This is a genomic window from Pseudomonas fluorescens, from assembly GCF_000968015.1.
GTDB lineage: Bacteria > Pseudomonadota > Gammaproteobacteria > Pseudomonadales > Pseudomonadaceae > Aquipseudomonas > Aquipseudomonas fluorescens_W.
Map to the genome: position 1 here is coordinate 1 of NZ_LACH01000025.1, position 26,221 is coordinate 26,221.

The 26,221-nt window shown below is 60.3% G+C and carries 20 protein-coding genes and 4 tRNA genes; 1 reads left to right on the forward strand and 23 read right to left on the reverse strand.

Features of this window, described 5'->3' with window-relative positions:
* Positions 1-70 precede the first annotated feature (70 nt).
* Positions 71-147, reverse strand: a tRNA-Val gene (locus VD17_RS13240).
* Between the two features lie 183 nt (positions 148-330).
* Between VD17_RS13240 and VD17_RS13245 the strand changes: the two genes are divergently transcribed.
* The gene (locus tag VD17_RS13245; protein ID WP_046054200.1) at positions 331-1,614 is read left to right on the forward strand and encodes an NAD(P)/FAD-dependent oxidoreductase; all 1,284 of its coding nucleotides are present in this window, start codon (positions 331-333) and stop codon (positions 1,612-1,614) included.
* A 61-nt stretch (positions 1,615-1,675) separates the two neighbouring features.
* Here the strand turns inward: VD17_RS13245 and VD17_RS13250 are convergent, their stop codons facing one another.
* The 22 genes from VD17_RS13250 to purF all read right to left on the reverse strand — a co-directional run bounded on the left by VD17_RS13250 (position 1,676) and on the right by purF (position 26,216).
* Positions 1,676-2,302: an RraA family protein gene (locus VD17_RS13250; protein WP_046054201.1), complete on the reverse strand. Its 627-nt coding sequence runs from the start codon at positions 2,300-2,302 to the stop codon at positions 1,676-1,678.
* Positions 2,299-3,081 carry an IucA/IucC family C-terminal-domain containing protein gene (locus VD17_RS13255; RefSeq protein WP_046054202.1) on the reverse strand — a complete coding sequence of 261 codons (783 nt, stop codon included), beginning with the start codon at positions 3,079-3,081 and terminating at the stop codon, positions 2,299-2,301. The genes VD17_RS13250 and VD17_RS13255 overlap by 4 nt, the downstream gene beginning before the upstream one ends.
* A complete protein-coding gene (locus VD17_RS13260; protein ID WP_046054203.1) occupies positions 3,078-3,869 on the reverse strand; it encodes an ABC transporter ATP-binding protein in 792 nt (263 codons plus the stop codon). Before VD17_RS13260 ends, VD17_RS13255 begins: the two co-directional genes overlap by 4 nt.
* A gap of 12 nt (positions 3,870-3,881) precedes the next feature.
* A complete protein-coding gene (locus tag VD17_RS13265) occupies positions 3,882-4,913 on the reverse strand; it encodes a FecCD family ABC transporter permease (protein ID WP_046054204.1) in 1,032 nt (343 codons plus the stop codon).
* The gene (locus VD17_RS13270; protein WP_046054205.1) at positions 4,906-5,895 is read right to left on the reverse strand and encodes a FecCD family ABC transporter permease; all 990 of its coding nucleotides are present in this window, start codon (positions 5,893-5,895) and stop codon (positions 4,906-4,908) included. Before VD17_RS13270 ends, VD17_RS13265 begins: the two co-directional genes overlap by 8 nt.
* Positions 5,892-6,812, reverse strand: coding sequence for an ABC transporter substrate-binding protein (locus VD17_RS13275; RefSeq protein WP_046054206.1), 921 nt, complete (start codon positions 6,810-6,812; stop codon positions 5,892-5,894). The genes VD17_RS13270 and VD17_RS13275 overlap by 4 nt, the downstream gene beginning before the upstream one ends.
* Positions 6,805-8,652 (reverse strand): IucA/IucC family protein, encoded by a 1,848-nt coding sequence (locus VD17_RS13280; RefSeq protein ID WP_046054207.1) that lies wholly within the window; start codon positions 8,650-8,652, stop codon positions 6,805-6,807. The genes VD17_RS13275 and VD17_RS13280 overlap by 8 nt, the downstream gene beginning before the upstream one ends.
* A 4-nt stretch (positions 8,653-8,656) precedes the next feature.
* Positions 8,657-9,430 carry an HpcH/HpaI aldolase family protein gene (locus VD17_RS13285; protein WP_046054208.1) on the reverse strand — a complete coding sequence of 258 codons (774 nt, stop codon included), beginning with the start codon at positions 9,428-9,430 and terminating at the stop codon, positions 8,657-8,659.
* The gene (locus tag VD17_RS13290) at positions 9,424-11,295 is read right to left on the reverse strand and encodes an IucA/IucC family protein (protein ID WP_046054209.1); all 1,872 of its coding nucleotides are present in this window, start codon (positions 11,293-11,295) and stop codon (positions 9,424-9,426) included. The genes VD17_RS13285 and VD17_RS13290 overlap by 7 nt, the downstream gene beginning before the upstream one ends.
* A gap of 19 nt (positions 11,296-11,314) precedes the next feature.
* Entirely contained in the window at positions 11,315-12,742 is a 1,428-nt protein-coding gene (locus tag VD17_RS13295) for a DHA2 family efflux MFS transporter permease subunit (RefSeq protein ID WP_046054251.1), read from the reverse strand.
* On the reverse strand, positions 12,739-13,950 hold the full coding sequence (locus VD17_RS13300; protein ID WP_046054210.1) for a type III PLP-dependent enzyme: 1,212 nt from the start codon (positions 13,948-13,950) through the stop codon (positions 12,739-12,741). Before VD17_RS13300 ends, VD17_RS13295 begins: the two co-directional genes overlap by 4 nt.
* On the reverse strand, positions 13,943-15,727 hold the full coding sequence (locus tag VD17_RS13305; RefSeq protein WP_046054211.1) for an IucA/IucC family protein: 1,785 nt from the start codon (positions 15,725-15,727) through the stop codon (positions 13,943-13,945). Before VD17_RS13305 ends, VD17_RS13300 begins: the two co-directional genes overlap by 8 nt.
* Positions 15,728-15,939: 212 nt before the next feature.
* Positions 15,940-17,316: a diaminobutyrate--2-oxoglutarate transaminase gene (locus VD17_RS13310; RefSeq protein ID WP_046054252.1), complete on the reverse strand. Its 1,377-nt coding sequence runs from the start codon at positions 17,314-17,316 to the stop codon at positions 15,940-15,942.
* A gap of 355 nt (positions 17,317-17,671) precedes the next feature.
* Positions 17,672-20,095, reverse strand: coding sequence for a TonB-dependent receptor (locus VD17_RS13315; RefSeq protein ID WP_046054212.1), 2,424 nt, complete (start codon positions 20,093-20,095; stop codon positions 17,672-17,674).
* 67 nt (positions 20,096-20,162) lie between these two features.
* Complete coding sequence (locus VD17_RS13320) at positions 20,163-21,113, reverse strand: FecR domain-containing protein (RefSeq protein WP_046054213.1); 951 nt, start codon at positions 21,111-21,113, stop codon at positions 20,163-20,165.
* Positions 21,110-21,619, reverse strand: coding sequence for a sigma-70 family RNA polymerase sigma factor (locus VD17_RS13325; RefSeq protein WP_008145604.1), 510 nt, complete (start codon positions 21,617-21,619; stop codon positions 21,110-21,112). Before VD17_RS13325 ends, VD17_RS13320 begins: the two co-directional genes overlap by 4 nt.
* A gap of 391 nt (positions 21,620-22,010) precedes the next feature.
* A tRNA-Asp gene (locus tag VD17_RS13330) sits at positions 22,011-22,087 on the reverse strand.
* 92 nt (positions 22,088-22,179) lie between these two features.
* A tRNA-Asp gene (locus tag VD17_RS13335) sits at positions 22,180-22,256 on the reverse strand.
* A gap of 55 nt (positions 22,257-22,311) precedes the next feature.
* Positions 22,312-22,387: transfer RNA gene (locus tag VD17_RS13340), tRNA-Val, on the reverse strand.
* A 258-nt stretch (positions 22,388-22,645) separates the two neighbouring features.
* Positions 22,646-23,422, reverse strand: coding sequence for an SDR family oxidoreductase (locus VD17_RS13345; protein ID WP_046054214.1), 777 nt, complete (start codon positions 23,420-23,422; stop codon positions 22,646-22,648).
* Positions 23,419-24,630, reverse strand: coding sequence for an O-succinylhomoserine sulfhydrylase (locus VD17_RS13350; protein WP_046047729.1), 1,212 nt, complete (start codon positions 24,628-24,630; stop codon positions 23,419-23,421). Before VD17_RS13350 ends, VD17_RS13345 begins: the two co-directional genes overlap by 4 nt.
* 80 nt (positions 24,631-24,710) lie before the next feature.
* Positions 24,711-26,216 (reverse strand): amidophosphoribosyltransferase, encoded by a 1,506-nt coding sequence (gene purF / locus VD17_RS13355; protein ID WP_007905939.1) that lies wholly within the window; start codon positions 26,214-26,216, stop codon positions 24,711-24,713.
* Positions 26,217-26,221: the final 5 nt, after the last annotated feature.

Consider the following 26,221-nt stretch of genomic DNA (forward strand, 5'->3'; position numbering starts at 1 on the left):
TGGGCGCACACAAAAAAGGGCCCACCTTTCGGTGAGCCCTTCTAGACCGCCCAGCAGAGCGGATTTTGTTTGGTAGGCGCGATTGGACTCGAACCAACGACCCCCACCATGTCAAGGTGGTGCTCTAACCAACTGAGCTACGTGCCTGCTGTGAGGCGGCATTCTACGGAATTCCAAAGGGGTGTCAACACCTTTTTTCGAGCTAACCCTATGAATATGCAAAATATTTAATTTCGCCGCTGCAAAGAAGATTTTGCGGTGGCTGGCGGTCGATTTTTATCTCGGGTAGGATCGATGCACTCGTAAAATATATTAAACAGAGGCTGCAGGATGGCGAACACCCCCTACCCGGAATCCTATTACGCCGCGTCGGCCAATGCGGTTCCGCCGCGCCCGGCCTTGCAGGATGACGTAGAGACTGATGTCTGTGTGATCGGTGCCGGTTACACCGGTCTGTCCGCTGCCCTGTTTCTGCTGGAAAACGGTTTCCGGGTAACGGTGCTTGAAGCGGCGAAGGTAGGTTTTGGTGCGTCGGGGCGTAACGGTGGCCAGATCGTTAACAGTTATAGCCGCGACATCGATGTGATCGAGCGCAGTGTCGGTCCCAAGCAGGCTCAGTTGCTGGGGCAGATGGCGTTCGAAGGTGGGCGGATCATTCGTGAGCGCGTTGCCAAATATAATATCCAGTGCGACTTGAAGGACGGTGGCGTATTCGCCGCCATTACCGCCAAGCAGATGGGCCATCTGGAATCGCAGAAGCGTCTGTGGGAGCGGTTCGGTCACACGCAGCTTGAATTGATGGATCAGCGTCGCATCCGTGAAGTGGTCGCTTGCGATCAGTACATCGGCGGCATGCTCGACATGAGCGGCGGACACATTCATCCGCTGAACCTGGTGTTGGGCGAAGCGGCAGCTGTCGAGTCGTTGGGCGGTACCATTTATGAGCAATCACCAGCGGTACGCATCGAGCGCGGCGCGAGTCCGGTGGTGCATACGCCTCAGGGCAAAGTCAGGGCCAAGTTCATCATCGTTGCGGGCAACGCGTACCTCGGTAATCTGGTGCCGGAATTGGCCGCCAAATCGATGCCCTGCGGGACTCAGGTGATCACCACTGAACCCCTGGGCGACGCATTGGCCAAGAGCCTGTTGCCGCAGGATTACTGCGTCGAGGACTGCAATTACCTGCTCGACTACTACCGTTTGACCGCCGACAAGCGCCTGGTTTTCGGCGGTGGCGTGGTGTATGGCGCGCGGGATCCGGCGAACATCGAGGCGATTATTCGGCCAAAGATGCTCAAGGCCTTCCCGCAGCTCAAGGACGTGAAGATCGATTACGCCTGGACCGGCAATTTCCTGCTGACCTTGTCGCGACTTCCTCAAGTCGGACGCCTGGGCGACAACATCTACTATTCCCAGGGTTGCAGCGGCCATGGCGTGACGTATACGCACCTGGCGGGCAAGGTGTTGGCCGAAGCGTTGCGTGGCCAGGCCGAGCGTTTCGACGCGTTTGCCGACCTGCCCCACTACCCGTTCCCTGGCGGACAACTGCTGCGCACACCATTCGCTGCATTGGGCGCCTGGTATTACGGACTGCGCGACAAGCTCGGTTTCTGAGCGACCCGATGCAAAAACGGGGCAACTGCACAGTTGCCCCTTTTCATTTCAGCTCGGGAAGTCAGCCCTTTCGCTGATTGAGCCTCAGCAAAAATTCGGCCCTGCGTTGCTGGTCCATTTCCTCTTTGGCCAAGAGCTCGGGAAGCAGCTCGGCCGCACGCCCAGCATCGAGGATGAAGACACCGTCATCATCGCCAATGGCCAGGTCCCCCGGCCGCACCTGAACCTCGCCCACATTGATCGACTGATTGACTTCCCCATGGGCGCCAATGCCGCGGGTCGTGTACGCACTGACGTCCCGGCAAAAGACCGGTAACCCATGAAGACGCAATGCGCTGACATCCGTGACCGCACCCGACACCACCACTCCGGCCAACCCTTTGATCAGCCCGGCCAGGGTGCGCAGTTCGCCCCAACAGCCACACTCCTCGTCGCCCACACATTCGATCACCAGCACGTCGCCCGGCTCACTCAGCAACAGCGCTTCACGCAAAATGCTGCCATCCGGTGGGAAAACTTTGACAGTGACGACATTGCCGACCATGCGGATGTTGTTGAACAGCGGCTTGATCCCCCGCAGGAAACCCCGATCGGAAAAATGGCCGATGGTCGACGAAGGGATCGACCGGTAGGCGTTGAGCAACTTCGGGGTGACGAGCTGTTGGCGAGGGTTGATCTGATAACTCATCGGCATTTTCCCGGACGCAATAGTGGGCAGGTTGAACAATATTCAGCGGGCTCGGTAGCCAGGTAGTAGAAGCAGCACGTGCGCCGAAAGCGAATGCTGCGCTGCCCCTCGTCGAGCAGTGTCGGCGGTCGGCGGAAATGGCTCAGCGGGTTGTAATCGAGGCCGAACAGCGCTGGTTCTGCCTGAGTCAGCAACCACTTGAAGTCGGCTTCATAGCGCTCACGTACCGACGGCTCATCGATTTTTGCCATGCGTTTTTCATACAACGAATACACGCGTACGGCAGTGTTTTCCCACAAGATGCGCCGTGAAACGCCACTCACACGGTTGAAGGTTTGCCACAGCGGCTTCAACAGTCCGGCAAACAGCGCCTGCACCAGAGTTTCCCGCCAGGCCTCGCGCTCACCTGCCCCAAACGTCAGCGGCAGGGAATGAGCCATCGGCATCGAAGACGTCCACAGCCCGTCATCATGGCCGTACTCGATCACCGTGTTGTCCAGCGACAGCAACAGTCCTTTGTCGTACACCGACATGGCGTACAAACAGGCGCCGGTGGCCAGGAACGACAGGCGCTTACCCAGCAGCGAGGCGGTGATCGCCCGCGACGGTGAGCCAATGACCGGGCTCAATGCGTCCAGCAAACGCTCGCACACATCTTCCTGCAACAGGTCACGCGCCATCAGCGAACGTAATGGGTCCCGCTCGGTGCAGTCCTTCAAACGCAACCCACCGCCCAATACGTTCCACTCTTGCGTGGTGAAGTGGTGAGCCAGATTCATTGTGGCAATTCCCGACCGAACGGGATGCACATCGGCGTACCAAAGAACGGGTCAGGAATAATCCTGCAGTTGAGGTCGAACACGGTTTTGACCAGCGCCTGAGTCAAGACATCCTCAGGCCGGCCCTGGGCAAATGCCGTACGCTCATGCACCGCGACCATATGATCGGCATAACGACAGGCCAGGTTGAGGTCGTGAAGCACCATGATGATGGTTTTGTTCTCGAGCCGATTGAGGTCGCGCAGCAGGTCCAGCACTTCAATCTGGTGAGCCAGGTCGAGGAAGGTTGTCGGCTCGTCCAGCAACACGATGCCGGTGTCCTGGGCCAGGGTCATGGCGATCCACGCACGCTGGCGCTGCCCACCGGACAAGGCATCCACCGGCCGATCCGCCAGCGCTTGCAGACTGGTCTGCGTCAGCGCGCGATTGACCATGGCTTCATCCTCGGCCGACCACTGCTGCATCCAGCTCTGATACGGGTATCGGCCCAGAGCCACGAGTTGGCGAACGGTAATACCCTCGGGTGCCGTCGGTGTCTGGGGCAGGATGGCTAACTCACGCGCCACCGCCGCCGTGGATTTTTGCTGGATATCCACGCCGTTGAGAATCACCGAGCCTTGCTGCGGTTTCAGCAGTCGGGCAAAGGACTTGAGCAAGGTACTTTTGCCGCAGCCGTTACTGCCAATCAGCACCGAGATCTTGCCCTTGGGCAGTTGCATGTCCAGCGCGTCAATAATCACCTGGCGCTGATAACTCAGGGTCAGGCCGCGACTTGCAATCGACGTCATACGTTGAATTCCTTAATGACGCTGTTTAATCAATAAATAGAGAAAAAAGGGTGTGCCCAGCACCGAGACAAAGATCCCGGCCGGTAGATCCAGGGGCAAAAACAGCGTGCGCCCGACCAGGTCGGCCAGCATCACCAGGATTGCGCCAGTCAGGGCTGCCATCACGGCTTGCCCAGCGAAACCGGGGGCCACCAGGCGTTTGGCAATATGCGGCGCAATCAGCCCGACAAAGGCGATCGCCCCACCCCAGGCAATGGCCGCACCGGCCAACGCCACACTCACCAGCAACAAACCGGCCCGCAGCCATTGCACGCGCACGCCGATGCCTTGGGCCAGGTTGTCATCCAGCTGTTGCACCATCACCTGACGGGCCAGCAGCACCAGCAACGGACAAATGCCCAACAACCAACTCGCAAGCGCCAGCGGTTCGGGCCAACTGGCGCCGTACACGCTGCCGGTCAGCCAGACATAGGCCGACAGGGTGGTGGTCAGCGGACTGAACACCAGAATGAAGGTGGTCGCGGCCGTCAACATCGCCGAGACGCCCACGCCGATCAGCACCAGTCGCAGCGGTGAGGTTCCCTGCTTCCAGGCCAACAGGTAAATGGCCAATGTGGCCAGAGCCGCACCGAGCATCGCGGCCAAGGGCAGAAACTGTTGCCCCAGCGTTGCGGACAAGAACGACAGGTAAAGCACGGCAGCTGCGCTAGCGCCGCTGGTGATGCCGAGCAGGTCCGGCGATGCCAGCGGGTTGCGGATGATGCTTTGCAGGATCAGCCCAGACACCGACAACGCAGCACCCACCAGCGCCGCCAACACAATGCGTGGAAAACGCAGTTGCTCGACGATCAACGTCAGGCTGGCGTCCTGGCTGGAAAACAGGATTCGCATCACCTCGAGGGGCGAGAGGATGACTTTCCCCAGCGACAATGAGCCGAGCATTACCAGCACCGTCAGCACCAGCGCCGCCGCCAGCCGCAACCACGTGGAAAGGTTGACCCGCCGGGAATACCCTCCCCGGCGCCACGTCACCACCCTATCCATAACGACCTCCACGCCGGGCCAACATGATGAAAAACGGTGCGCCGAACAGCGCCGTCATCACCCCCACCGGCACTTCCTGAGGCAGGATCAAAACCCGCGATAACGTATCCGCCAACAGCAAGAGAATGGCGCCGAGCAGCGCGCAACCGGGCAGCAACCAGCGATGGTCGATGGACAACCCCTTGCGCACCATGTGCGGCACCAGTAAGCCGATGAATCCAATGCTGCCGGCCAACGCCACCGCGCTGCCCGCGAGACAGATCACCAGCACGCTCAGCAGCAGCCGGATCAGGCCGGTTCTCTGCCCCAGCCCCGTAGCAATCTCTTCCCCGGCGTTCAGCACGTTGACCTGCCCGGCCAGCATCAGCGTCCCCGACAACCCGAACAGATCAGTCAGCAACAAGGGTGTGGCGCTCGACAGGTTGCGTTCGGACAACGAACCGGCCAGCCAGAACAGCACCGTGTCCAGTCCATCCTGGTTCACCACCAGCAGCGCCTGGCTGAAGGCGGAGAACAACGCGGCGATCGCCGCGCCCGCCAGCACGATGCGCAGCGGACTGAGACTGCCTTGCCCCATGTTGCCGATCAGCCACACCAGACAACCCGCCACGGCAGCGCCAAGGAACGCCGACCATAACCAGGCATCCGGGGATGACAGCGAGAAGATCGAGGAAAACAGGATGATAAAAAAGGTCGCACCGGCGTTGATCCCGAACAGTCCGGGGGACGCCAACGGATTGCGCGTCAGTGCCTGCATCAGGGCGCCCGCGACCGCCAGGCTGGCGCCTACGGAAATCGCCATCAAGGTGCGCGACAGGCGCGTGGTGGTCACCAGCACATGACTGATACTCAGCGGGTCGGGATGGACAAACGCCGCGGCAATCTGTGGCAGTGGAATCCAGGTGGCTCCGACCGCCAGGCTCAACACGCAGCACAGCAGCAACACGACACCCGCGCTGCACAGTTTTACTCCAGGGCTCATGAGGCCACCTGCGCGGCGGCCACACGGGCCACGTCGTCGAGCATCAGGTTCGCCCCCAACATCCCGCCCGACAGACTCCACGCGACGCCATCGACCTGCCACACCTGTCCTTGCTGCGGGGCACGCATCTGCTTCCACAGCGGGTGTTGCTCCAGGCTCTCGTAGTTGCGCTGCACCGCCGCGTTCTGCGCGCGCAGGAACACAAAAAAGATGTCGGCATTCACCACGGCAAGGCTTTCCTTACTGGTGAGTTTGATCGATACCCCGCTCGCCTCCCGGCTGCTGTCACTCCAGTTGAATCCCAGTTCGGTGAGCACGGAGCCGGGAAAACTCGCCGGCAAGTAACTGCGGATGTGGTCTTCGCGGATGTCCAGAATCGACACCGTCGGTGGCCAGCGTCCGGCAAATGTCTGCTGCAGTTGCTGACACAGTTGTGCCACGCGTTGCTGCCATCGGTTCAAAATCTCGTCGGCCCTCTGTTGCTGGTGTAAAGCAGCGCCCATCAGCGCCAGGGTCTTCTTGAATTCAAACACTTCCTCCAGCATCACCACCGGGGCGATCTGCTTGAGTAACGGTGCAATGCGCTCATGGCGAAAGCGTGAGGCAATAATCACGTCTGGCTTGAGCAGTGCGATGTCTTCAAGGCTGGGCTGGGTCTCCAGCCCGACATGGGGCACAGCGCCCAGTGCCGTGCGCAAATAGCGATAGGTCGGTTTTTCGCTCCAGGAATCAACCACGCCACACGGGGTCACGCCCAACACCACGGCGCAGTCGGTGGCGCCCTGAAACAGCGTGATCACCCGCAACGGCGCGGCGCCAGTCTCGGCCCACGCTGGCACAGAAAACCTGAGGGCGAGCGCCCCCAGGGACAGGCGCAACAGCGTGCGCCTGGAGGGTTCACGTCGCGGTTCAGGCATTACGATCGAGCCTGTGAAACGGGTTGACCACCTGCCCTTTGCCAAACGGCATGCTGCCCGGGCCACCCGCGCGTTCGATCATCGGGGTGAGCAGCAATTTCTGCGGCCAATGTGGCGCTTCGAACAACTGGTGCTTGATCATCATCCGCGCCTCGGCGTCAAACTCGATGGTATCGATCAGCTCATTGAGCACCTCGCCCATCGCCGTCCACAAACCGGTCGCCGGCAATGCGTAGACCTCAGCCAGCGTATCGATGATGGCGCGGAAGTTGACCTGAATACCCAGGGTCTGCAACCAGAACAGCAGGTCTTCAGGGCGATCGTGGTACAGCGTGTTGGCGTGCCCCTTCTTCAGCCGGTAAGCCGGGTCGGCCAGGCCGTTGCGTTCCAGCCACGGCACGAAGATGCGCAACGAATCGTGATCGCGCAACAGCAAGCCCTGCGCATAACCGGCCTTCCACACCAGCACCGCGTTCTGCCCGTGAATTTCCCCCAGCATGCCGATGCGGAACATCCGCAGGTTGATATCGAAGAAGCTGTGGCACAACTCGCGGAACAACGTCATCACCGACGCCGCATTGGCCGGCAGTTGACGGTAGCTCATCCAGTCATCGAAAAAGTGCTGGTTGCTACCCGGCAGTGGCGTGCCCAACGCAGCCATGGGCACCAGTCGGCAGTCCGGGTCTTCGAGCAGCGCAGGTGGATAGCCGCGCACCATCGCCGACAGGTGACGCGGCGCTTCGTCGAACAGCGTCGCGTCTGGCGGCATGAACGCCCACCATTTGGTTTCGTCGCACAGATGCAGGGACTGTTGCAGCGTTTCATCCTTGCTCAGTGCCTGACGCAACAGCGCCTCGCTCAAGCCGCCGTTGATCATTTTTACTGCGGGCAGATAACGCGAAGCGCCCAACGAATAGATCGCCATCGGCAACTTGAGGTAATCGGCGCTGTTGAAGCACGGGGTCATCGAGCGCAATGACGAGGTGGCGAAGAAATCACCGTCGGTGAAGTCCAGTCGATGGCAATCACCCTTGGCGAACGCGTCGCCGAGTTGCGCCTCCAGCACGTGTTCGAACTGCCACGGGTGCACCGGCAGCGCGATGTGGCTCTGGGCAATGCCCCGCTGCAGCAGCTCTTGTTGCAAGCTGGCCTGCAGCAGCGGCGGCAACAAGTATTGAGCGGGATAACTCTGCGCCAGGTCCGTCACACCGACGCCGCATTGCAGCAACGTGCGATCGACCGCGACCCAATTGAGCGCCACCGGACGGGCAAATTCCGCCTGATACTGCTGATACTCCGCGTCGTCCAAACCCTGCTTGGCTTTGGCCAACGGATGGTAGGGACGATCACGCAACGAAGCCCACTGCTCCATCGCCAGGAAAAAGTCCGCGTTGCTCTTTTCCAGCAAGCCTTCGCTGTTAACCCGATGGGCCAGGGACAACTCGGTTTGCCGGACGCTGGTGCGCAGCACATCCAGAAACAGGGCGAAGCCTTTTTCATTGTCCGGGTAGCGATCGGTCATCCCGGCCAGCACCTGGGTCGTGAAGGCCTCGGGTGACAGCGCGGTCAGCTGGTCATTCTGTCGCGCCCAAACCGGCGTGCCCGGTACTTTCTCCCATTGCTGGGTAATGCCGGGACGCAGGGCAATGACGATGCAACCTTGGGGATCGGTTGGCCATTCCCAGATCCGTTGTTCGGCGCTCAACCCGGTAAACGGCTGATCGGCCGATGACGAGGGCGCCACCAGGTTCAGCGGCTCGGTGCCGAAAAAATGTTCGGCCAGTAAACAATCGACCAGATCCTGCATCACCTTGTCGGCGGCCATTGTGGTGAAGTTCATCCGATTATTTTCCTTCTGCTGAAGTAGCGGCCAATTTGGCCTGGAGGGCACGAAAAGCGATGCCACGCTCGTCACCCAAAACAAAACTTTTAACGCCCCGGCTCAACCACCGTTCGTGGTCGCCCGGCTGACGTGGAATCGCGCAATACGGCACGCCCGCGGCACTCGCCGCTTGCCAGCTGGCGAGCAGCGCTTGCTGCACCTCGGGCCGGTCGATCTGCCAGGGCATGCCCATCGATTGCGACAAGTCGGCGCCCCCTTCGAGGATCATGTCCAGACCAGGTACCGCGGCAATCTCTGCCGCACGTCGCACCCCTTCGGCACTCTCGATCATCGCCACGATCATGATTTGCTCGTTGGCCAGTGCGACGTACTCCGCCAGGCTGTGTTTGCCAAAGGCGCCAGGGCGCCCGGCATTCAGGCTGCGGGTGCCCTGCGGGTGGTATTTGCAGGCTCGAATGCTTTCGGCCAGGGGTTCAGGGCCTTCGATCATCGGCAAGACAATGCCCTGGGCGCCGCCATCGAGCAGGCGCAGCAGGGTTTTCGGGTTGAGGTCCGCTACCCGCACCAGCGGGGTCAGCGCGTAACTCTCGGCGGTGCGGATCATGTTCTCCACGGTCTCGGGATTGATCAGCACGTGTTCCATATCGATGATCACGAAATCGAAACCGGCTTCGGCAATCAGTTCGATGGCCGCAGGTGACGGAATCGAGCTGATCAGGCCGTAGACCGGCTCACCTGTTCTGAGTTTCTGCTTGAGCAGATTGGTCCTCAGCATGATTGCGGTCGGAACGCGTGCAGCGGATTCGGCACCGACTTGAATCGACGTTCGCCATCGCCCAGCAGGCGGCGCTTGGTCAGTTCTTCCACTTCATAGAACGGTGCGAAGACATCAAACGCTGCATAACGCGGGCGGTGTTGCGGATGTTCAGCCTGGTAAGCCGTGATGACCTCGGCGGTCATTTTCCAGAACAGGGCCTCTTCGAGCTGATAGTGCTGATGCAGGAAGATCGCCATCTCGGCCAGAGCGATGAAAAAGAACGAATCACAGGAAAAATCCCGGACCGCATCCAGGTTGTCGGTGAGGATGAACGAGTTGCGGTTGAGCTTGGCGTGGCTGGCGGGCAGCGGCACCAGGGTCGGGCACAAATCGGGGCGTCCCAGGTGCTGCGGTGAATAGCGCACGCCGTCGTGGAAGTCTTTCAGGGCAATACGCTGCGGCCAGCCTTGCTTCACGATCAGGACGATGTTCTGCCCATGGGATTCCATGCCGATGCCTTCGGCGTACAGCATGTGAATGATCGGCGACACCGCCACCTGCAACAGTTGGCGCGTCCAGGCGTGCAGGCCGTATTGAGCGATCCACGCATCGATGAACGGGGTTTGTGCACCGCTGCCGTAGCGGTTGTCCACGGAACTCAAACCATTGAACGGCACCGCTTGCTCATCATCTTGCAGGTACTGGTGAATGCTCTCGCGCCACAGCGTACCCATCGTGCCGTAGGCCTGGGACATCCGCGTAGCGGGCAGGTGATCGTAGTCAAAGCTGACGCCAACCACCTCACCGAGAATCACAAAGCCAAGGTCGCGGGCGGTGCTGTCGCTGCGGATCAACTGCTGCAACCAGTCGGTGATGATCGGGCCGTTCATCACTGTATGCCGGGCCAGAATTCGGGTGCTGGAGGTATTGGTCATGCTCAGCGCGAGCTTGACGTAAGGTCGCTTTTTCTCAGTGACGTTGGCCAGGGTGCGGATCGACTGTTGCGCCTGATAACGGTCATCCGTAGTGCCCAGATAGATCACCTCACCGCTGACCAACTCGGGATAGAACACAGGAACAATGATGTTTTCCCACTGCCACGGGTGCACCGGCATCAGCCAGTAATCGCCCATTGCCTTGCCTTGATCGGTGAGACTTTCAGCGAGTTGCTGCCAGCGCTGAAGTCCGAATTCCTGCTGGATAAACCCGTCGTAATCCAGCTGCTGCGAGATGTTCATCGCCCCGCAAGTTTTCGCAACCGCCAGCCAGACAATCGCGATGGGCGCGGCAAATTCCGGCCCGTAACTGGCGTTGTCCTTGAGCGAGAAACCGATGCGCGATTTGTAGCAAGGGTGATAGCTGTGGGCGTCCATGAAGTGCTGTTCCAGCGCATCCACATCCAGTTGATGCGCTGGCTTGGCCGCTTGATAACCCTGGCTGCGCGATTGCAGATCCTTGAGCATCGTTTGTTCAAGCTCATGGGTGAAGCGTGGCAGGTGCGGGCTGTCCTGAAGCTCGCTCAGCAGCTCAGCCAATGCTTGATGAAGGTGCGGCTGGCGGCGCGCACCCAACGCGTCAACGCGTTCGAGACTGGCATAGTCGAGGCGGATCAGCTCGAAGCTTTCGCTGAGCAATCCGCTGCAGTGGTACTCCACCGGTTGTTGCTGCGCATCGACGCCGCTGACGACAAAACGGTACTGACCGCCATCGAGCGGGGAATGGCGATACGGCAGGACGTTTTCATACAGCAGCGTTTGAAGCAGTTGGCCCACCACGCGCTGTTCCACTTGCTGATAGTGGCGCGGATCGGCCGTCGCCAGCCAGACGCCTGGTGCAGAATCCGCAGCCTGATGTGTTGCCTGTGTAGAAGTCGCCATAGTCATAACCTTGTCCGTGAAAGAATTAACGGTGTTCGAGGGCTGAGGGCAATGCCTCGGCCGGCTCGTCGGATGCGTGAACGGGAAAACGCCAGGCACAGGGCAATGCCAGCAGGATGAGGATGCCGGTGGCCATGAAGACCTCGCTGATCGCCCCCGGGGTCGCCACCGAAACAATGCCGCCCGCCGACTCGGCGGCCAGGCGAAACTCCAGCCAGAGCGAGGCAATCACGATGGCCAGTGACGAGACGAGACGACGGGAAATGTTGTTCATCGCCGCACCTTGAGTGACCATCGGTTCAGGCAGCGCATCGAGGCCGGCGGTGGTGATGGGGATATAGGACAGGCCCAACCCGGCGCCGCGGACCATCATCAGGAAAAACACCACACCGATTGAAGCGCCAGCCCCCAGCACGCCCAATCCCAATGTGGCGCCCCCGGTCAGCAGCAGCCCCCAGAGCACCACGCCGCGTGGGCCGTGACGGTCCAGCCACTTGCCGCCGAGATGCCCGAACAGGCTGGCGAACATCGCCGTGCACAGCAGCGAAAGGCCGGTCCAGATAGCGCTGTAGCCCATCACCACTTGCACCAGCAGCGGCAGCAGCACCAGGCATTCGAACATGCCGACCGACTGCACCACGGCGATGATCACGCTCAAGCGATAACCGCGCAGGGCAAAGATGCGCAGGTTGAGCAGCGGTGAAGTCCGGTTCAGTTCCAGTCGTACAAACGCAACCAGGCAAAGGATCGCCGCCAGCAGCATGCCAAGGTTGAGCGGATCAGTGAGTGCCTCGGCATGGCGCAGACGGCCAACGGCGATCATCAGCAGGCCGATTCCTGTCGCGATCAACAGGTAACCCGTCAGGTCGAAAGGTTTGCGTTCCGATGCTTCAGAAGCCGGCAAAACGCCGACGCCAAGGATCAGCGCCAGCAGGCCAATCGGCACATTCATCAGGAACAGCGAGCGCCAACTGAACCACTCCAGCATCAGGCTCCCGCACAAGGGCCCCAATGCCGGCGCCAGCATGACCGCCGCGCCCCACAGGCCGGTGACCCTGCCCCGCTCGCCCTTGGCGTACACCGAAAAAATGATCGCCAGCGACAGCGGAATCATCAGCCCGCTGGCGATCCCTTGCACCACGCGCGCGGCAATCACCAGCGCGATGGAGTTGGCCAACGCCCCCAGCAGCGAACCGCAGACAAACAACGCCACGCCCCACAAATAGAGGGATTTGCGCCCCATCCGCTGGCTGAGAAAACTGGTGAGGGGCATGGTCATGCCCATGCTCACCATGAACGCAGCCACAATCCAGGTGGCCAACAGCGGACCGATATCAAAAGCCTCCATGAACGCCGGCAACGCCGGATTCAGCGAGCTGTTGTTCAGGCTGACCGTCAGCGTGCCCAACAACACATTGACCACCACCAACCAGCGCGGCACGGCAAACGTCAATCCCACGGGGCGGCTCCGGCCTGTTGCACAAACACCTGCGGTGGTCGTGGATGACAGAGGAAGTCGACATGGGAGATGTTGTAGCCATAGGCACCCGCCAGCGGCAGCACCAGCATGTCGCCGATCTCCACCCCTGTGAGCGGGCAATCGCGGCTCAGCACATCCTTGGGCGTGCAGAGCTGCCCCACGACGGTCCAGTCCTGTTGTGTCGCCGTTGGTGTTACGCGATGCCGGGCCAGATGAATGACCGGGTGATCATGCCCCTGGGCAACCGGCAAACGGAACTGATGGGTGCCGCCACGACAGACCAGGAAGTGCTTGCCGTGGCTGGTTTTCTTATCCAGCACTTCAATGGCGTAGTAGCCGCAGAAGGCGCTGATAAAACGACCGGGCTCAAAGCGCACGATGGGCGCATCGGCACACGCTACAAGGCTCTGCCCCAAATGCGTACACAAGCGCTGCCAATCGAATTGCTGCGGCCCGAGGTAATTGACCCCGATGCCACCGCCCACATTGAGGTGAGTGATCGCCGCAGGATCGGCCGACAACGCTTTCCATTGCGGCCAGCGCTGCAGGTACAGATTAAGCAATTGTTCATGGCGTTCCACCAGCGACTGATGGGACATCGCATGCACATGGAAACCCTTGAGCCGCAGGTGGCTGGCGTTATCGACCCAGCTCACCGCCTGAGCGAGTTCCGACTCATCGATCCCGAACGGCGTGGCCGTGCCGGCCATCGCCAGTTTGCTGGAGAGCGGCGACGGCAGTTCGGGGTTGATCCGCAGCAAGACGTCTTGCACGTGCCCCGCTTCCAGTGCCAGCCGTTGCAGGCGGACGATTTCATTCAGGCTTTCGATGTGAATCGCTTCGACCTGGTGTTGCAGCGCCGAACGCAGATCGGAGTCCAGTTTGCCGGGGCCGGAGAAGACGAATGGCTTGCGCGTCGGGCAGGCCTGGAGGCGATCGATCTCGCCGCCGGAGGAAATCTCGAAGCCGTGAACCAACGGCGCGATGGCGGCGAGGATCTGCGGTTCGCTGTTGGCCTTGATCGCGTAGTAAAGCTCCACGCCTTCAGGGAGTGCCGCCATCACCTGCGTCACGTGCTGTTTCAACGCGTCGAGGTCATAGATGAACAGTGCCAGCGGATCTTCGTGCTGCGTGCGGGCTTCATCGATGGCGGCCAGTATCGCTGCGGGCAGCTTATCCATGCTTGGCCTCCTTGCCCCACGGGGACACCAGACTGACGTAGCTGGCCTGGCGATCAGCCTTGGCCGCCAGACGGACTTTCAGGTTGGTTTTGCAGGCAATCGGCTGACCGGCGATCAGTGCGTCCAACTCAGGCGCAGCGCGGGTCAATTCGGCACGGATGCTGATCAATTGCTGCTCCACCCGTTGCCACATCAGCGGCGCCAGGTGCGGACGCTCCCAGCTCAAGGCCAGTACCGCCTCGGATAAGTTGTTGACGAACAGGCAATAGACGATGCGATTCCAGCCTTGCTGGCGGGAATAGAGCAGCGACTCACGCACCCGTGGATGAACGTCTGCGTCGATCCGGGAAGCCCCCAATTCGTCGGTCAGTTTGACCCCTTCGAAATCCCGCAGCAGCAAGCGTTGAGGACGACCGTTGTCATGCACCAGCACGCTGTTCTGCAGGTGCGGTTCCATCACGATGCCGTGATTGAAGAACAGCGCCAGCACCGGTCGTAGCAGCAGCGCCTGATAGTCGTCGAACCAGCTCAACAGCTGTTGATCGTCGATGTCGTTGCCGTTGAACCGGCTCAGGAACTCATGCACCAACGGCGGTAAATGCAGGCCACGAGCGAACAGCGTACCGGCCATGATGCTGCAGTCGGTGCCGGTGTCGAGGCAGAAGTTCTCCCGCAGGATCGCCCCGGTCTGTTCGCGGAACCAGTGGTTATCGGCTTCGCTGGCCTGTTGCGGCGCCCAGCTCAGATTGCCCGGTTCGGCCACCACCGAGAGCCCGCCAAGGGTTTCGGGCCGGGTCAGTTGGAGGTTACGAAAGACGCGGTCGATCATCAGCGCGCTTTCCAATTCGTACCAGGCGTTTTTCCTGACACAGTTGGTGATGCGCACATTCAGCGAGCCCTTGATGAAAAACTCATGGCCCTCGATGTACCAGGTGCGGATGGACGCCGTGGGGTTGGCCATCAGCCCTGTGGCGCCAAGATTGACGATGGCTGCGGATTTCAACAAACGCTGAACCCGACCATCCTGCATGAACAGCTGGGCTTGTACCGGATGCATGCAAATAACCGCGTGCCCCGGCCGCGCCTGCGCTTGATCGGCAAAACCGGCCAGCACTTGGGCTTTGCTCAGGCCGTTGGCCCCGACGTTCAATCCTTCCAGCGGCACCTCGAACAGGTGCAACGGCGTGCGGGCCTGGAATTCCGGGGCATAGGTTTCCTGGGCCAGATGAGCTGGCCACAGGCGCGCCTTCGGTGCCGGATGGTTCGGATGACCGAACCACAAGCCCTGCTCGCTGGCGAGGTAACCGCTGAGCGGTGCCGGGTGCTGGCCGTCCATGTTGTGGCCAACGATGGCCGCGGTCAGCAACTGACTTTGCAACACCTGATCCAGTAACTCGTCGTTGCTGGCGCGGGTCATGTGTTCGCACGCCGCGAGCAACTGCTCGACGAACTCGGTAAACCTCAGGCACGACCAGTCGCCCTCGCCACGCCGGGCATAAACGTCCGACAGGTAACGGTGACTGCCCAGACCATCCCGGCGGTCCACCATCACAAAGAACTGCTGCTGGTTGGGCAGGCTGATGGTCAGGGGAATGCCCTTCCATTCCAGCCCCTCGAGGTAACTGCCCGGGGCGATACCTTGCATCTGCGTCGGCCAACTGTAACTTAGGCAGTTTTCCGGCAAGGCGAACTCTTTGATCAAACAATTAAGCAACGCACGCGTCGTCGCCAACTCACTGACCATATTCGATAAAACACTGCGATCTGGATGATTCATGGGTGCTCCACAATAGCCCGCGAGGCCACTGGACACGTTATATGGCGAATAAATTAGTTGCTGATCGACCTGTTTTTCGGCCGACGAAACCCCACGTAACGACATCACGTCACTGAACCTTTTTAAACAATCAGACGATCACTAAAGTTACTTGCAGCACTGTCATTAAACTGCAATTCGGTGGACTGCCAACGCAACTTCGATTGATTCATTCAAGGGCGTAACTGCAATAACGCTGCGGCCATCGCGTTATCGAAACGCTGGATAACTTGCTGGCATTGTTCATCGTCGATAATCAATGGCGGCAACAGGCGGATGACATTGCCCTTACGCCCGCCGCGCTCCAGCAACAGGCCTTGTTTGAAGCACTGTTGCTGAATGGCCACGGCCAGCGCCGGGTCCGTCGGGAAATGTCCGTGGCGATCCGCCGGCTGGCGCTCATCGACGATCTCGATGCCCAGCATCAGGCCCCGACCGCGCACTTGGCCAAGGGCCGGATAATGCGCCTGCAACTCGACCAGTCGGTCCTTGAGCCACTGGCCACGGCGCTCGGCCTGGACGGCGAGGTTTTGCTGTTGCAGTACTTGCAACGTGGCCAGCCCGGCGGCCATGGCCATCTGGTTGCCGCGGAAAGTCCCGGCGTGATTGCCTGGTTCCCAAGCGTCGAACTCACGACGGATGCCCAGCACCGCCATGGGCAAACCGCCACCGACCGCTTTGGACATGACGATCAGGTCCGGCTCGATGTCGGCGTGTTCAAAGGCAAACATCTTGCCTGTGCGGCCGAAACCGGTCTGCACTTCGTCGAGGATCAACAGGATGCCGTGCTTGCGCGTCACCTCGCGGATCGCCCGCAGCCAGCTCGCCGGGGCACAGTTGACCCCGCCCTCACCTTGCACCGCTTCAAGGATCACCGCCGCCGGCAATGACACGCCGCTTTCGACGTCTTCGATGAACTGGGTGAAGTAGTGGGTCAAGGCCTCGACCCCGGCCTCACCGCCAATGCCCAGCGGGCAACGGTATTCGTGGGGGTACGGCATGAACTGCACCCCGGGCATCAGGCTGGCGATGGCATTTTTCGGCGCCGTGTTGCCGGTCAGGGCCAGGGCGCCGTGGGTCATGCCATGGTAGGCCCCGGAGAAACTGATGATGTTGTTGCGCCCGGTGTAGGTCTTGGCCAGTTTCAGCGCGGCCTCCACTGCATCCGCCCCGGACGGCCCGCAAAATTGCAGGCAGTAATCACGACCCTGGTCCGGCAACAGGCTGAGCAGGGTTTCGCTGAAAGCGTCCTTGACCGCAGTGGTCAGGTCCAGGGTATGCATCGGCAGGCCTGAAGCGAGGAAGCTGTCGAGGCTGGCCATGACGGCCGGGTGATTGTGCCCCAGGGCCAAAGTACCGGCGCCGGCCAGGCAATCGAGGTAAGTATTGCCCTCGACATCGGTCACCCAAAGCCCGTGCGCCTTGGCAATGGCCAGCGGCAACTTGCGTGGATAACTGCGTACATTAGATTCGAACTTGCTTTGTCGAGCCAAATAGTCGGCATTGGTTTTTTGCAAAGTATTAGAGTGCAATACGCCATCATTCAACATCGCTTCACCCTCGTTAAAGTCGATATGCAACTTATTCTCATTACCGAGCTGTTGCAACTAATTCTTACAACCTATTTGGGAATTTACATATAGCGATTTCAACTACTTTAAAAACTATCAGGCACGCAAAAAACCAAGTTAATAAACCTGGTATGAACTTCGGAAGTGCCATGATCTAGCCATGATCTTTTAATACAACTGACAACTTCGCTATAGGCTACCGACAGATAGCGACTTATACGCAAGTGTCTTTAATGTTCATTAACTGATGGGGTGCATAGGTCCTTCCTCTATACGAATCAGGTCATGGTCCAACGATGGCGCCCCGGTCCCTGGGGCGCATGACACGGGTGAATCAGAAGTCGACGGTCGCCGAAAGGAGGTAGGTGCGCGGGGTCGACAGCGTCAAGCCAGGCTCGCTGTCATCCGAGGCTCCGGCCGAACTCCAGTAGCGCTTGTCCGCCACGTTCTCGACATTGGCACGCAGGGTGATGTTCTTTTCCTCGACCTTGAACGCATAGCGTGCGCCCACGTCGAAACGCTCCCAGGAGTCGATTTCCTTGTTGTTGGACTGGTCCAGGTACTGCGAGCTGGAATAGATGCCGCGGCTGGTCAGGGTCAGGCCCTGCACAGCCGGCACATCCCACTCGGCGCCCAGGTTGACGTTGTATTTCGGTGTCGCCGGTGCCCGGTTGCCGTCGAAGGTGCCATTGGTGGTGTTGCTCAACTCGCTGTCGATGTACATGACACCGCCCAGCAGACGGAAACCATCGAGCGGTTCACCGAACACACTCAATTCCACACCGGTGTTCTCACGCTTGCCGTTCGGGCCGAAGACGCGGGTCGTGGCGTTGGTCTCGTAGGCCGGCTGCTTGATCCGGAACACGGCGGCGGTGACGGCGAACGCACCGGCGTCATACTTGGCGCCGACTTCGACCTGGCGGCTGATGAACGGCGGGAAAATCTCGTCCTCGTTCACCGAGGTCGACGGCGCGATCTTGCCCTGGCTCAGGCCTTCCATGTAGTTGGCATACAGCGACAGCTTGTCGGTTGCCTTGAACAGGATGCCGCCCGACGGCGAAACCTTTTCCTCGTCGTAGCCGGTGTCGCCTCTGACGTTATCGGTCCAGTCGTCAACCTTCACGCGCTGCCAGCGGGCGCCGAGGGTCAGCAGCAGCCGGTCATCGAAGAAGCCCAGGGTGTCGGACAACGCCACACCGGTGGAGCGGTTCTCGGTGTAGACCTTCGAATCCTGTCGCGTGGGTCTGACAGGCGTTGGTGTTGTCACGGGGTTGTAGAGGTTGCTGTTGCCTGCGGCATAACGGGCGCCGCCATTTTCGAAGTCCATGTAGTAATAGCTGGCAGCCAGGTTGACTTCATGGCTCACCGGGCCGGTATGAAACCAGTTGCGCACCCCCGCAGTGCCCGTCCGGACATTTTCGTCACGGGTGAAGTCACGGGGTAGAACGCTGAAATTGCCAGCGTTGTTGGTAACCGAAACGGCATGACGGAGAAAGTCATGGTTACTTTTGCGCGCGCCCACACCGCCGTACAACATCACGGAATCGTTGACATCGAATTCGCCGTTCACCATGCCGAAAGTGTCGTTGGTACTCGCCTTGCTCCAGGGCTGCGCATAGTTGCGGCGCACATCGCTGGCATGCGGAACCTGCGCGTTAGGGCCAACCTGTACGCGCTCCTGCGGTGCGTCGGTATCACGTTCGGTGCGCCCGATGTCCGTCGAGAGTCGCAGGCGTTCACCGCGAAAATCCAGGCCCAGCACGGCCATCTCGCGGTCGACATTCTGGTGATCCCATTCGGTGTCGCCGGACTGCTTCACGCCATTGAAACGAAGGCCAAACTTATTGTCTTCACCGAAGCGCCGGCCGACATCCACGGCACCACCGACCTGGTTGTCGGATGCGTAGCTGCCGGTGAATGAAGTGATGGGCTTGTCGGTCGCGCGCTTGGGCACCACGTTGATCCCACCACCCACGCTGCCCCGCGGCGAGATGCCGTTGATGAGCTGGCTCGGGCCTTTGAGGACGTCGACGCGGTCGGCCATCTCCATGTCGATCGTATAGGTCGGCAGGACGCCGTAGAGACCGTTGTAGGAAACATCACTGTTGAACAGGCTCAGCCCGCGAATGGTGAACTGCTCATAGCGCCCACCCGCCGGGTTGGTGGCGCGAACCGAGGGATCGTTGGCGATCAGGTCGCCCAAGGTACGCGCCTGCTGGTTTTTGACCACCTCACTGGTGTAGGTGGTCATGCTGAACGGCGTTTCCATAAAGTCTTTCGAGCCCAGCAGGCCCTGTGAACCGCGACGCGCGACCTGGCCGCCGGCATACGGATCGCCGTGCTCCGAGTCAGTGGCACCGACAATCGAGGTGGCCCCCAGTTGCAGGCTGCCGCTTTCTGGCGCCGGGGTCAGGATGTACGCCTCTTCGCCTACCGGCTGCAGTTGCAGACCGGAACCCTGCAACAGGCGGGCAAAGCCCTCCTCGACCGCGTACTCGCCGGAAAGTCCAGGGCTGGTGCGACTGCCCACCAGTGCCGGGTCCACTGACAGATTGACCCCGGCCAGCCCGGCGAAACGGGTCAGCGCTGCACTGAGGCTGCCTGCCGGCACCTGATAACTGCGTCGAGGCGCGTCTTCGGCCCAACCGGCAGTGATGAACAACGGACAGGCACTCAGGCTCAGCATCAGACTCAAGTGCAACAACGGGCGCAGCCTGGAAGAACCCAGACGCGTACTGCAGGGCATCACTACGGGCATTGAGAATCTCTCTGATTTCGTTTCACGTGCCTTGAATGACAAGCGACACGAAAAAAGGGGACACACCTCAAACACTATTTTTGCGCGGCAGCAACGTGACCCAGTATCGGGTTCGCCTATGCACCTCCAGCGGCAAGCTGGCCGCTAGTAACGTCAGGATGCGATCGGTGTCTTCCAGACGGAAACTGCCGGTGACACGCAGGGATTCGAGTTCCGGTTCCCAGCGCAACAATCCCGGACGATAGGTGCTGAGTTCGCGCAGAAAATCGCCCAGGGGCTGGTTCTGTGCCATCAACACGCCGTCGCGCCAGCCTGGCGCAAGCACATCGAAAGGTTCGACGCGCCCGGCGCCCATCGCCTGAAGGCTGACTTGCTGGCCTGCGCGCAATGAAAAGACCGGTCCGCGCAAAGGCTGCAACTGCACCGCACCTTTAAGCACCGACACCTTGCACCCCGTCTGCCCCTGACGAACGCACACCTCGCTCTGGCTGGCGAGCACTTGCCCGAAGCGCGTCTGGATCGTCAACGGCGATGCGCCGGGCACATTGAGCGCTATTTCGCCTTCCACGAGTGTCAGCCGGCGGTTCTTCAGGTCGATATCGACGGCACTCGCGGTGTTCAATTGCAGCGAGCTGCCATCGGCCAACTGGACCTTTTTGCCCTCCCCGGTCGCCGTTCGCAGGTCAGCGCGCCAGACATCCAGAGGTAGCTGCCGACTGATCAGCCAGGCGGTCGGCACCAGCGCCACCGCCCCGACGGCGCGTTTGAGCACCGTGCGCCGGCTCGTCTGCGGCCGATCCAGGCTGGCCATGGCCAGTGCCGACGGCAGGTCGGTAAAGCGTTGGCGCAAGAGCTGGGCTTTCTGCCAGGCATGTTCGTGACTGGGATGGCTGTCACGCCAGTGCTGCAGATTGGCACGGTCGCGATCATTGGCGGCGCCTGACTCCATGAGTGCCAGCCATTGAGCGGCAGCCCGCACGGCTTGCCGGGCTTCAGCCGAAGGTGTCGAACCAGTCACAATTCCACCAGCAGGCAATGTTCATAGGCTTGCGCCATATAGCGCTTGATCGTGCGCTCGGAGACTTGCAGGCGTTCGGCGATCTCGTGATAACCCAAGCCCTCCAGCTGGCTCCAGAGAAACGCTCGTCGCACCGCGGTCGGCAATCCATCGAGCAATTCGTCCAGGGCTTGCAGGGTTTCCAGCAGCAACCAACGTTGCTCGGGCGACGGCACGCAGTCCTCAGGCAGCAGCGCCAGCGCACTGAGGTAGGCCTGCTCCAGGCTGCGGCGCTTATAGAAATTGGTGAGCAGTCGCTTGCCGACTGTCGCCAGATAGGCGCGGGGTTCTTGCAGGTCGGCGATGTGCTGGGAGCTGGCGAGTAAACGCACGAACGTATCCTGGCTCAAGTCCGCCGCATCATGGCCGTTGCTCATGCGTCGTCTCAACCAGCTTTCGAGCCAGCCACGATGGTCGCGGTACAGGTCGTGAAAGGTTTGCGCCGCCGGCATCGCTGCATCACTCATCTAAAGGAACCCTGCGCGAAGAAATATTTTAAATGCGACTCATTCTAATTAGTGTTGATGCGTCAAACCAAGCGCTTTATGCGTTTCGCCCCCAGGAAAACTTGGATACGTGAATGAACGACAGGTGTTTCTGCCACACAGCCACCGGTTGATCAGGGCTGAGCGTTATTGAGGGGAATCGTCGAGAAGAGGAACAAATCGATGCACGGCCGCATTTGGCCGGCAGATGCGATTGCCCATGGTTACGGGTCAAACATGAAAAGCCAAATCGCAGACACAAAAAACCCCGGTCTTTCGACCAGGGTCTTTGCTATCGACTCGAAGTAGACACTGGCTTTACCAGCGGCTTTCTTCGTAGCTCCAAGGCGTTCAGTGGGCCTTGAGGCAGATATGGCGCAGCGGACGGGACTCGAACCCGCGACCCCCGGCGTGACAGGCCGGTATTCTAACCGACTGAACTACCGCTGCGTATCGCTTTGGACTTGCGTCCAAGTAACTCGTCTGACTGAAAGCTTCGAGGCTTTCAATCTCGAACCAGAATAAATCTGACTCGGAAAATATGGCGCAGCGGACGGGACTCGAACCCGCGACCCCCGGCGTGACAGGCCGGTATTCTAACCGACTGAACTACCGCTGCGCGTCGGTGGAGGCTTTTAAAAGCTTCCATCTTGCTTTCGCAAGACTCTCGGAAGTGGTGGGTGATGACGGGATCGAACCGCCGACATTCTGCTTGTAAGGCAGACGCTCTCCCAGCTGAGCTAATCACCCGTTTGCATCTCCGAGGCCGCGAAATTTACGCAGGTACCGAAGCTAAGTCAATACCCCGCTTGAAGTTTTTCTGAAAAAGACAAAATCGTTGCATTCCACACCAAGGTCGCGAACCGTCAGACCGCTTTCGCGAGCAGGCTCGCTCCCACACTGGACCGCGTTTCGTCAGGCAACATGCTTTCTAAATGTTGGGGCGAGCTTGCTCGCGAAGGCGGCGGCACATTCAACATGAATGCTAAGGACAGCACCCCTGCCCGATTACTCGCTGTAAATCATCTTCTTGGTCATGCCGCCATCGACCACGAACTCCTGGCCGGTGACAAAACCGGCGTTCTTCGACAACAGCCAGGCCACCATCGCCGCCACGTCCTCGACCGTCCCTACCCTGCCCGCCGGATGCTGGGCATGATCGGCATCGGTCAGCGGTTCGGCACGGCGTGCGGAAGGATCCCGCGCATCGATCCAGCCGGGGCTGACCGCATTGACGCGGATTTCCGGCCCGAGGCTGATCGCCAAGGCATGAGTCAGGGCCAACAGACCGCCCTTGCTCGCCGCATAAGCCTCCGTGTCGGGTTCCGACTGCCCGGCGCGGGTCGAGGCCAGGTTGACGATTGCACCGCTGTGAGCGCGCAGATACGGCGCACAGTGCTTGGCCAACAGCATCGGCCCACTGAGATTCACCGCCAGCACCCGATTCCAGTACGCCAGATCAAGGCTTTCAAGGGTGATGTTGTGCGGATCGGTAACCGCCGCGTTGCACACCAGTGCATCCAGACGCCCGAACTGCCCCAGCACCTCGGCGACGCCTAACGCCACCTGCGCTTCGTTCGAGACGTCCATGGCAATGAACCAGGCGTTGTCGCCGAGCACCTTCGCCACTTTCGAACCGCGCACCCGATCAAGATCAGTCAGCACCACCTGCCAGCCTTCGCTGATCAGCCAGGCCGAGATCCCCAGACCAATGCCCCGCGCAGCACCCGTGACCAGTGCAACGCGGCCATTGGTGCCAGTGCCTGGCGTGGACAACTCGATCACAAGGCAGCCAACCCGCGCGCCAGATCGGCTTGCAGGTCTGCCACATCTTCCAGACCGACCGCGATGCGGATCAGGCTGTCACGAATGCCCGCGGCTTCACGCTCTTGCGGCGCCAGACGGCCGTGAGAGGTGGTGCTTGGGTGCGTAATGGTGGTTTTGCTGTCACCGAGGTTGGCGGTGATGGAAATCAGGCGGGTCGCATCGATGAAGCGCCACGCGCCCTCTTTGCCGCCCTTGACCTCGAAACTCACGACCGCACCAAAGCCTTTCTGCTGACGCAGGGCTAATTCATGCTGCGGATGGCTTTTGAGGCCGGCGTAATGGACTTTCTCGATGCCTTCCTGCTGCTCCAGCCATTCGGCCAGTTGCTGGGCATTGGCACAGTGCGCCTTCATGCGCAGGCTCAAGGTTTCCAGGCCCTTGAGGAAGATCCAGGCGTTGAACGGGCTCAGGGTCGGCCCGGCAGTGCGCAGGAAGCCGACGACTTCTTTCATCTGCTCGCTACGACCAGCCACAACACCACCCATGCAACGGCCCTGGCCGTCGATGAACTTGGTCGCCGAATGCACGACGATGTCCGCGCCCATCTTCAGCGGCTGCTGCAACGCCGGGGTGCAGAAGCAGTTGTCGACCACCAGCATCGCGCCCTTGGCGTGAGCGATTTTCGACAACTCGGCGATGTCCACCAGTTCAGCCAGTGGATTGGACGGCGACTCGACGAACAACAATTTAGTGTTGGCCTTGATCGCCGCATCCCAACCGGACAAGTCTGCCAGGGGCACGTAATCGACTTCGATGCCGAAGCGCTTGAAGTACTTCTCGAACAGGCTGATGGTCGAACCGAACACACTGCGCGACACCAGTACGTGATCGCCGGCGCTGCACAGACTCATCACCACCGCCATGATCGCGGCCATGCCGGTCGCTGTGGCCACGGCTTGCTCGGCGCTTTCCAGCGCGGCAATGCGCTCTTCGAACGCACGCACGGTCGGGTTGGTGTAGCGCGAGTAAACGTTGCCCGGCACTTCACCGGCAAAGCGTGCCGCCGCATCAGCAGCGGTACGGAATACGTAGCTGGAAGTGAAGAACATCGGATCACCGTGTTCACCTTCCGGCGTGCGGTGCTGACCGGCGCGTACGGCCAGGGTGTCGAACGCTACGCCTTCGAGGTCGCTGTCCAACCGACCGGCATCCCAATCCTGACTCATGCTGTCACTCCTTGCCCCGTTTTTTATAAATAAGAATTCTTTAGTAGATACAAAACCGGCCCCTCAGGGCCGGTAGTTACTCAGTTGTTGTACAGATCAATGATCGCACTGACCGCCTGCGTCTTGACCTTGGAGGCATCATTACGTGCCTGCTCGATCTTGTTCAGGTAAGCCTCGTCGACATCCCCGGTGACGTACTGGCCGTCGAACACCGCGCAATCGAACTTCTCGATCTTGATCTTGCCGCCACCGACCGCTTCGATCAAGTCAGGCAGGTCCTGATAGATCAACCAGTCAGCGCCGATCAGATCAGCCACGTCCTGGGTTGAACGGTTGTGGGCGATCAGCTCGTGCGCGCTCGGCATGTCGATGCCGTAGACGTTCGGGTAGCGAACGGCCGGTGCCGCGGAGCAGAAGTAGACGTTTTTGGCGCCGGCTTCGCGGGCCATCTGGATGATCTGCTTGCAGGTGGTGCCGCGAACGATGGAGTCGTCCACCAGCATCACGTTCTTGCCGCGGAATTCCAGCTCGATGGCGTTGAGCTTCTGGCGTACGGATTTTTTCCGTGCAGCCTGGCCCGGCATGATGAAGGTCCGGCCGATATAGCGGTTCTTCACGAAGCCTTCGCGAAACTTGACGCCCAAGTGGTTCGCCAACTCCAGGGCCGCGGTACGGCTGGTATCCGGAATCGGGATGACCACGTCGATGTCGTGATCCGGACGCTCGCGCAGAATCTTCTCGGCGAGTTTCTCACCCATGCGCAGGCGTGCTTTATAGACCGACACGCCGTCGATGATCGAGTCCGGACGCGCCAGGTAGACGTGTTCGAAGATGCACGGGGTCAGGGACGGGTTGGTCGCACACTGACGGGTGTGCAGCTTGCCGTCTTCAGTGATGTAGACCGCTTCGCCTGGCGCCAGGTCGCGAATCAGGGTGAAACCGAGCACGTCCAGAGAGACGCTTTCGGAGGCGATCATGTACTCGACGCCTTCGTCGGTGTGACGCTGACCGAAGACGATCGGGCGGATGCCGTGCGGGTCGCGGAAACCGACGATGCCGTAACCGGTCACCATCGCCACGACCGCATAACCACCGACGCAACGGTTGTGCACGTCAGTGACAGCCGCGAACACGTCTTCTTCGGTTGGCTGCAACTTGCCGCGCTGGGCCAGTTCGTGAGCGAACACGTTGAGCAGCACTTCCGAATCGGAATTGGTGTTGACGTGGCGCAGGTCAGATTCGTAAATCTCCTTGGCCAGCTGTTCAACGTTGGTCAGGTTACCGTTGTGCGCCAGGGTGATGCCGTAAGGCGAGTTGACGTAAAACGGTTGGGCTTCGGCCGAGGTCGAACTGCCCGCGGTCGGGTAACGCACATGGCCAATACCCATGTGGCCGACCAGGCGCTGCATGTGACGTTGATGGAACACGTCACGCACCAGGCCATTGTCCTTGCGCAGGAATAACCGGCCATCATGGCTGGTCACGATACCGGCAGCGTCCTGGCCGCGGTGCTGGAGGACGGTTAGCGCGTCATACAGCGCCTGATTGACGTTCGACTTACCGACGATACCGACGATGCCACACATGCGAC

Coding starts and splice junctions, on each gene's coding strand:
- VD17_RS13310 (WP_046054252.1), bottom strand. CDS start 17,316: ATGTTGAATGATGGCGTATTGCACTCTAATACTTTGCAAAAAACCAAT.
- VD17_RS13245 (WP_046054200.1), top strand. CDS start 331: ATGGCGAACACCCCCTACCCGGAATCCTATTACGCCGCGTCGGCCAAT.
- VD17_RS13305 (WP_046054211.1), bottom strand. CDS start 15,727: ATGAATCATCCAGATCGCAGTGTTTTATCGAATATGGTCAGTGAGTTG.
- VD17_RS13265 (WP_046054204.1), bottom strand. CDS start 4,913: ATGGATAGGGTGGTGACGTGGCGCCGGGGAGGGTATTCCCGGCGGGTC.
- VD17_RS13290 (WP_046054209.1), bottom strand. CDS start 11,295: ATGACTATGGCGACTTCTACACAGGCAACACATCAGGCTGCGGATTCT.
- VD17_RS13280 (WP_046054207.1), bottom strand. CDS start 8,652: ATGAACTTCACCACAATGGCCGCCGACAAGGTGATGCAGGATCTGGTC.
- purF (WP_007905939.1), bottom strand. CDS start 26,216: ATGTGTGGCATCGTCGGTATCGTCGGTAAGTCGAACGTCAATCAGGCG.
- VD17_RS13285 (WP_046054208.1), bottom strand. CDS start 9,430: ATGCTGAGGACCAATCTGCTCAAGCAGAAACTCAGAACAGGTGAGCCG.
- VD17_RS13315 (WP_046054212.1), bottom strand. CDS start 20,095: ATGCCCGTAGTGATGCCCTGCAGTACGCGTCTGGGTTCTTCCAGGCTG.
- VD17_RS13250 (WP_046054201.1), bottom strand. CDS start 2,302: ATGAGTTATCAGATCAACCCTCGCCAACAGCTCGTCACCCCGAAGTTG.
- VD17_RS13260 (WP_046054203.1), bottom strand. CDS start 3,869: ATGACGTCGATTGCAAGTCGCGGCCTGACCCTGAGTTATCAGCGCCAG.
- VD17_RS13275 (WP_046054206.1), bottom strand. CDS start 6,812: ATGCCTGAACCGCGACGTGAACCCTCCAGGCGCACGCTGTTGCGCCTG.
- VD17_RS13300 (WP_046054210.1), bottom strand. CDS start 13,950: ATGGATAAGCTGCCCGCAGCGATACTGGCCGCCATCGATGAAGCCCGC.
- VD17_RS13255 (WP_046054202.1), bottom strand. CDS start 3,081: ATGAATCTGGCTCACCACTTCACCACGCAAGAGTGGAACGTATTGGGC.
- VD17_RS13325 (WP_008145604.1), bottom strand. CDS start 21,619: ATGAGTGATGCAGCGATGCCGGCGGCGCAAACCTTTCACGACCTGTAC.
- VD17_RS13350 (WP_046047729.1), bottom strand. CDS start 24,630: ATGAGTCAGGATTGGGATGCCGGTCGGTTGGACAGCGACCTCGAAGGC.
- VD17_RS13270 (WP_046054205.1), bottom strand. CDS start 5,895: ATGAGCCCTGGAGTAAAACTGTGCAGCGCGGGTGTCGTGTTGCTGCTG.